The organism is Perlucidibaca piscinae DSM 21586, from assembly GCF_000420045.1.
Classification (GTDB): Bacteria; Pseudomonadota; Gammaproteobacteria; order Pseudomonadales; family Moraxellaceae; genus Perlucidibaca; species Perlucidibaca piscinae.
In genome coordinates, this window is sequence record NZ_ATUE01000006.1 from 707,453 (window position 1) to 714,546 (window position 7,094).

Consider the following 7,094-nt stretch of genomic DNA (forward strand, 5'->3'; position numbering starts at 1 on the left):
CCGCTTGTGAATACCGACGCCCTGCCCCTGCACCCCGACCGCCACACCCTGTTCAACGAACTGCACGCGCGACCGTTCCCGCTCCTGCAGCCGGGTACGCGCATCTCGCAACTGGCGCTGCTGCACCAGGGTTGCACCGCGGATGACGAAGTGAGACATCTCGGCCATCTGGCAGGGCTGCTCGGACAGCCGGCGCCGGCCAACAGCACATCGTGCCATCATCTCGATTTCGGCAGCTTCGAACTGCGCTGGGAACGCCATACCGAATTCTCGACCTACACCATCCTGCGCGAGGTCGGTGGCCATGAGCCTTTTGCGGCAACGGCGCTGTCGCTGCTGCCGACCGCCTGGGTTCGCCATCTGCCGGGGCAGGTGCTGAGCGGGCTGCATGTCGAGATCCACGACCAGAGTTGCATGGGCAGCACGCCGGATGGCGTGCGCCCTCTCTTCGAGGGCCATCGCCTGATCAGCTCCTGGGTACTTGGCCACAAGGCACGCCTGTGGACAGCCTGGCGCCTGCACCAAGATGGCATGGGCCGCATCCTGATCCAGAACCTGGCGCTGAACCCCTGCCAGCTTGGTCGCCTGGTGCGCCGTCTGCTGGAACTGGAAAACTACCGGATGATGGTGCTGCTCGCATTCCCGATGGCCCGGCAGATCGGACCTGATCTGGCGGCAATGAGTGCCGAGCTGGCAGGCATCAACGCCGAGATCACGGCAATTGCCGGTCTCGATGACGAACGCCGTCTGCTCGCGGCGCTGGCCGCCCTGGCAGCACGCATCGAGCACATCCGCTCGGAGACCACCTTCCGCTTCACCGCGACACGTGCCTACTACGACCTGGTGCAGGATCGCCTGCAGGGTCTGCGCGAACAGGAAGAACCTGGCATGCAGACATTCAGCGAATTCCTGCCGCGTCGTCTTGCTCCGGCCTTTCGTACCGTGGTGGCGGTGGTGGACCAGCTGGATGCGCTGGCCGGACGTATCGACCGGGCCAGCGAGCTGCTGCGCACCCGCATCGACCTGACCCTGGAAGCGCAGAACCAGGACCTGCTGCACTCCATGAACCGCCGCAGTCAGGCCCAGCTGCAGCTGCAGCAGGCGGTGGAGGGACTCTCGGTGGTGGCCATCAGCTATTACCTGGTGGGGCTGGTGAAATATGCCGCCGAGTCACTCAAGGACATGGGCTTGCTGGAACATCCGGCACTGATCACCGGACTGGCAGTCCCCGTCTGTGCCGTGCTGGTGTGGCGAGGCATGCGCCGCCTGCACCGGGCCATGCCAGCCGCGTGACCCCGGCGAGCACGGCCGGCCAGCGCACTGGCGGCCTGCCTTGACGGGATGTGCAGACCGGATGATCGTGTCCGTCGATGGCTGTCAGATTGCTGCTGATCGCGGAACATGTCAGAAACACCCAACGTTGGCGCAACAGGATGTCATTCACATGGTCTCCCTCCTCCTCTCCACTCGACGACATCGCTGGCTGACCCCATTGCTGCTGATGGCCACCGTGCTGCTCAGCGGCTGTCTGGCACCGCCACAAGGCATCACGCCGGTCACCCCCTTCGTGCTTGAACGCTACCTCGGCACCTGGCATGAGCTGGCACGGCTGGACCACCGCTTCGAGCGCGGCCTGACCCGGGTCTCGGCGCAGTACGTGCTGCGCGACGATGGCGCGGTCACCGTCATCAACAGGGGCTATCGTGCCGCCGAGGGCACCTGGGACGAGGCACGTGGCGTGGCGCGTTTCCAGAGCGAACGCGACACGGGGTCACTGAAGGTGTCGTTCTTCGGCCCGTTCTACGGTGGCTATCACATCGCGCGACTTGATCCGGACTACCAGTGGTCCCTGGTGATCGGGCCCAGCCGCGACTATTTCTGGATCCTGTCGCGTCAGCCGGTGATTCCGGAGGCGGCCTACCAGCAGCTGGTGGCGCAGGCGGCGGAACTGGGCATAGACACGCGCCAGCTGATCCGCATCATGCCGAAAGCGGCCGAAGCACCCTAGAGCTGATCGAGACGACTGCGCCAGAACACGGCCTGCTCTCGAATGGCCGTGCGCTCCGCATCCGGCATGCGATCAATGTTGCGGTACACCATGCCGATGCGCGGGTTTCGCCGCAGGCGGGACTCGTGGCGCAGGTGAAAGTCCCAGTACAGGGCATTGAACGGGCAGGCCTTGGGTCCCAGCCGCTGCTTGCGGTCATAGGCGCAGCCCTTGCAGTAGTCGCCCATGCGATCGATGTAGGCCGCCGCCGAGACGTAGGGCTTGGTCGCCAGCACCCCGCCGTCGGCGAACTGGCTCATGCCCAGAGTATTGGGCAGCTCCACCCATTCAAAGGCATCGATGTACACCCCCAGATACCAGCGATGCACCGCTGCCGGCGCCAGCCCGGCCAGCAACGCGAAGTTGCCGATCACCATCAGACGCTGGATGTGATGGGCATAGGCCTGCGACAGTGACTGCCCGATCGCGTGCGCCAGACAGGCCATGCGGGTATTGCCCGTCCAGAACCAGTCCGGCAATGGCAGATCGTTGCCGAGCGCGTTGGCCTCGGCCAGCTCCGGCATGCGCGCCCAATAGAAGCCGCGCACGTACTCGCGCCAGCCCAGGATCTGGCGTATGAAGCCTTCCGCCGTTGGCAGGGACACCTCGCCGCGCCGCCAGGCAGCCTCGGCGGCGGCTATGACCTCGCCGGGCGCCAGCATCTTGACGTTGAGCGCGAACGACAGCAGGGAGTGAAACAGACGCCAGTCCTGACGGGTCATGGCATCCTGGAAGCGGCCGAAGTGCGGCAGACCATTGCGAATGAAGTCATCCAGCATGACCAGCGCTTCGTCGCGATCCAACGGCCAGGGCATGGTCTCGGCCTGCGGGTCGCCGAAGCAGTCCACGCCGGCCTCGCGGATCATGACCCAGAGCGCGCGATGATCGTGGCTGGGCAGGCGCAACTCAGGCAGCGGCGGATCACCACGCCAGGACTCGCGGTTGTCGTGATCGTAGTTCCACTGGCCGCCTTCGGGGCCGCCATCCAGCGCCATCAGCACACCGGTGCGCTGACGCATCTGGCGGTAGAACGACTCCATCAGCCACTGCCTGCGATCGGCAAAATGCCGGGAGACAACATCGCGCGCGGTCAGGAAATGCTCGCTGTCATGTGCCGTGACCGTCAGGTGGTGACTGGCTGCCCAGCGTGACAGCTGCACATCAAGCCGCCACTCGTCAGGCAGCTGGTAGCGCAACGCACTGGCACCGCTGGCATCCGCCAGGGCGTCGAGGTTGTCGGTGAGATGCTGGGTATTGAGCGGATCATCCAGACTCAGGTAATGCACGCGGTGACCAGCGGCAGCCAGCTCGCGCGCAAAGGCGCGCATGGCGGCAAACACCGCGATGACCTTCTGGGCATTATGACGGACGTAGTCGGTCTCCTGTCGAACTTCCTGGAAGACCGTGACCGTGTCCGGATCGACTCGGGAGAACCAGCTGTGCCTGCGGTTGAGCTGATCACCGAGCACCAGCTGCAGGCAGCGTGCCGGCCAATGATCGGCCGGCAGCACGCTGTCCGCGACAGCGATCGGAACAGTAGCGAACCTCATCCCAGACCGCCGCCCACTTGCGTCGCCAGCTGAACGGTCGCCCGCAGGTCGCGCAGGGCTTCTCCGGCAGATGCGGCTTGCGATGCCCACCCATGACCAGGACTCACGTCAGTGCCGGTGCGTCTGGCGCCAGTCAGCCACGGCATGGCGCAGGCTGGGCAGATCATGGAAGAAGCGAACGGCCTCGATGCTGCGCCGCGTCGACCGCAAGCCCGATCCGCCACCCCAGACTTCGACGGCCAATGGCAGCTGGAAGCGCAACTCCTCCAGGTACTCGATGGCCTTGGCCACCGGATAGGCGGCACTGAACGAGATCGCGACGATGTTCATGCGCTGCTTCTTGGCCGCCTGGGCGACTTCGCGGTGGCCCATGCCGACACCGAAACTGAAAGCCTCGGCGTCATCCAGGCGCAGCAGCGACTCGACCATCAGCAGTCCCATGCCATGCTGCTCGCCGGGAGGCGTGGTCAGCATTACGCGAGGTGGCTGAGCCGGTTCGCGCAGACAGCTGATGGCCGCGCGCATCTGGGTCTGCACCTGGTCGGTGAAGAGATGCTCCTCGTGCACGTCCAGTTGACCCCGCATCCAGGCATCCCCAATGATGACTTGGGCATGCTGCAGGAAATCCAGCACGAAACGCTCCAGCCCCAGTCGGGTCAGCTGATGCGCGACGTATTCGCGTACCTGGTCCGGCTGATGTGTACGCAGCACCTGAAGCAGCTCCTGTTCCAGCTCGGGAAGCATGGCGTGACGGGCCTTGCTCTGCGAGGCCAGCATGCGCTCGAGTTCGACGGTTTCAAACGCCACCAGCTTGCCGGGACGGAAGCCGATGTCGATCAGACGGCGCATCAGACGCAGCCGCGTGACCTGCTCCAGCGTGTAGACGCGGTCGCCCATGGCATCGCGCAGTGGCTGAGGAAAGCCGTAGCGACGCTCCCACATGCGCAACAGTTCCTTGGAGACACCGGTCTCGCGTTCCACGGCCGTGATCGGCAAGAGCAGGAGATCCGGACTGGCTTGCTGATGAGGGGTTTGCAAATTGACGGGGGAACCCATGACTATTACCTCCAGGTCTTCAACCGGTGACGAACGTTGCGGTTCACCGTGTCGCAAGATCTTCAGGCAGGGTCGGATGGCCGCGCCGCGCTCGCTTGCGCTGATCTTGTCCAGTACAAGATGCTCGCAGGATGATCAGGTCTGTATTGGACAGAACTAACACAAAGGCAGATTTGTCATGGACAAAACCAGAAAATCCCGGGCCAGGATCATCAAGCGCCTTCTCCAGCTGCTGCTGCTTGCCCTGCTGATTTTTCTGGTCGCCTATCCTCTGCCCATGGAGCCGGTGGCGTGGCAGCCGCCTCAGGCACCGACGCTGGAAAACGGCCCCTATGCGGAAAACACGCGCCTCAAGGATCTGCACCGCATCGGCGCCCCCAACCTCTCCGGTCCGGAAGCCTTGGTCTTTGACGGGGAACAGCACCTGGTCACCGGCCTGCTCGATGGTCGCGTGGTGCGCACCGGCATACTGGACGGCAGCGTTCAGGACATCGGCCACACCGGCGGGCGTCCCCTGGGCCTGGACTGGCATCCGGACGGTCGACTGATCATCGCTGACGGAAAACGGGGACTGCTGGCGATGGCCCGGGATGGCACGGTGGAAACCCTGACCACCCAGGGCAATGACCTGCCCATGAAATTCACCGACGACGTTGCAGTCGACCGTGCCGGCCGTCATGCCTATTTCAGTGACGCGTCCAGTCGCTGGGGCTATGGTCAGGACGGCGAGGCCGTGCTGGAACACGGCGGTGACGGTCGCCTGCTGCGCTACGACTTCAAGAGCAAGACCACGGAGGTCTTGCTGGAGGGTCTGCAATTCGCCAACGGCGTGACCCTGGGTCCGGACGAGGCCTACGTGCTGGTGGCGGAGACCGGTGCCTACCGGATCACCCGCTACTGGCTGGCCGGTAAGCGTGCCGGCACGACTGACGTGTTCATCGACAACCTGCCCGGCCTGCCGGACAACATCCGCTTCAACGGCCGCGACCGCGTCTGGGTCGCCCTGTTCACGCCGCGCAACCCGCTGCTTGATCGTCTGGCAGGCTGGCCCTGGCTGCGCAAAGTCGCCGCACGCGCCATGCTGATCTTCCCGAAACCCATCGATCACCATGCCATGGCGCTCGGGATCGACCTCGACGGGCATGTCGTGGCCAATCTGCAGGACGGCAGCGGCGGCAACTACTCGCCGGTGACCACCATCGCCGAGCGCGGTGAATGGCTCTATCTCGGCTCGCTGAAGCAGACCCAGCTCGCGCGTTTGCCGCTGAGCAAGGCCGCTCTGGCTACGCCCTCCCCGTGACCCGAGTTATCCCCAATATCTGTGGATAACTTCGTGGAAAAGAATGTTGGCAGCAGGCGAAAGCCGCGCGACAAGCGGCTTTCAACCGTTCGTCCAGTTTTTGATCACAATTATTTTAATAAGCAAATTCAATAACTTGGACTGATTGCCGGGTTTTTGACCCGGTTCAGATCAGAAAACAGTCGGATTGCACAGAAAGCGTGCAGGGGTGTGCACAAAAACACGGCAATTGCATGAGCTGCGGGTTTTCGTACGACGAAAGGTCTTGCAAACCGCACGAACGGCATAGTAGCGGATACCCAGAAATGAACCGCTTGCACGGCTTGCTGCAAGACTCGGAAAGAAACCTCAGGCAAGCGTCTGTTTCCGTTTGTAAGCTTGTGTTAGAAAGCTCTTACAAAAGCAAGGAGCGCTCACATGGCCAGCACCACCTCGACCACGTCCTACACCAAGACCCCGCAAGCCACCGATGACAGCTACGCATTCAGCGAGGATGCCCTGACGCTGAACAGCGAATGGACCCTCGACGTCATGTCGAATGACCTGGGCGGCAAAGCCAAGGTGCTCTGGAGTCTGGATGGTGTCGAAGCCAATGCTGCCGACTACGCAGCGCGTGACATGCAAGGCACGACCAGCAATGGCAACATGATCACGATCTCGGGCGGCAAGATCACGTACAAGGTGCTCAACACCTTCGATTATCTCGCTGCTGGCGAGACCGGGGTTGATACTTTCCAGTACCAGATCAAGCTGGCCAACGGCACCATCAGCATTGCCGAAGTGTCCATCGTGGTCACCGGCACCAATGACGCCGCCGTGATCACCGGCGACATCGCCGGCTCCGCCGCCGAGACCAACGCCCCGGTCACCATCTCCGGCGTGCTCACCGCCACCGACGTCGACAACGATGACGGCTTCCAGGCCGAAACCATCGGCGGCACCAACGGCTCGCTGAGCATCAACACCACCGGCAGCTGGACCTTCACCGCCAACAGCGCCTTCGATTCCCTGAACGTCGGCGACAAGGTCGAGGAGACCTTCACCGTGAAGTCGGTGGATGGCACCGAGCAGGCCATCACCGTCACCATCAACGGCACCAACGATGCCGCCGTGATCACCGGTGCCAGCACCGGCTCCGCCG

General features: G+C 63.5%; 6 protein-coding genes and 1 pseudogene. 4 read left to right on the plus strand and 3 right to left on the minus strand.

Annotated elements, in window-relative coordinates; genetic code table 11:
• Positions 1-6 precede the first annotated feature (6 nt).
• Both F595_RS0107440 and F595_RS0107445 read left to right on the plus strand, forming a co-directional pair.
• Positions 7-1,293: a DUF3422 family protein gene (locus F595_RS0107440; protein ID WP_022956242.1), complete on the plus strand. Its 1,287-nt coding sequence runs from the start codon at positions 7-9 to the stop codon at positions 1,291-1,293.
• Between the two features lie 151 nt (positions 1,294-1,444).
• Positions 1,445-2,008 (plus strand): lipocalin family protein, encoded by a 564-nt coding sequence (locus F595_RS0107445; RefSeq protein ID WP_022956243.1) that lies wholly within the window; start codon positions 1,445-1,447, stop codon positions 2,006-2,008.
• Here F595_RS0107445 and F595_RS0107450 read toward each other — a convergent pair.
• The 3 genes and pseudogenes from F595_RS0107450 to F595_RS0107455 all read right to left on the minus strand — a co-directional run bounded on the left by F595_RS0107450 (position 2,005) and on the right by F595_RS0107455 (position 4,593).
• On the minus strand, positions 2,005-3,597 hold the full coding sequence (locus tag F595_RS0107450) for a cryptochrome/photolyase family protein (protein WP_084682875.1): 1,593 nt from the start codon (positions 3,595-3,597) through the stop codon (positions 2,005-2,007). The two genes, F595_RS0107445 and F595_RS0107450, sit on opposite strands and share 4 nt — an antisense overlap.
• A gap of 19 nt (positions 3,598-3,616) precedes the next feature.
• Positions 3,617-3,691: pseudogene (locus F595_RS14995) on the minus strand (DUF2256 domain-containing protein); the annotation flags it as partial.
• 14 nt (positions 3,692-3,705) lie between these two features.
• A complete protein-coding gene (locus F595_RS0107455; protein WP_022956245.1) occupies positions 3,706-4,593 on the minus strand; it encodes a MerR family transcriptional regulator in 888 nt (295 codons plus the stop codon).
• Between the two features lie 238 nt (positions 4,594-4,831).
• Here F595_RS0107455 and F595_RS0107460 point away from each other — a divergent pair, with 238 nt between their 5' ends.
• Positions 4,832-5,953, plus strand: coding sequence for an SMP-30/gluconolactonase/LRE family protein (locus F595_RS0107460; protein ID WP_022956246.1), 1,122 nt, complete (start codon positions 4,832-4,834; stop codon positions 5,951-5,953).
• Positions 5,954-6,370: 417 nt separating this feature from the next.
• On the plus strand, positions 6,371-7,094 hold a 724-nt coding region (locus F595_RS0107465), incomplete at its 3' end, for a VCBS domain-containing protein (RefSeq protein ID WP_026913350.1).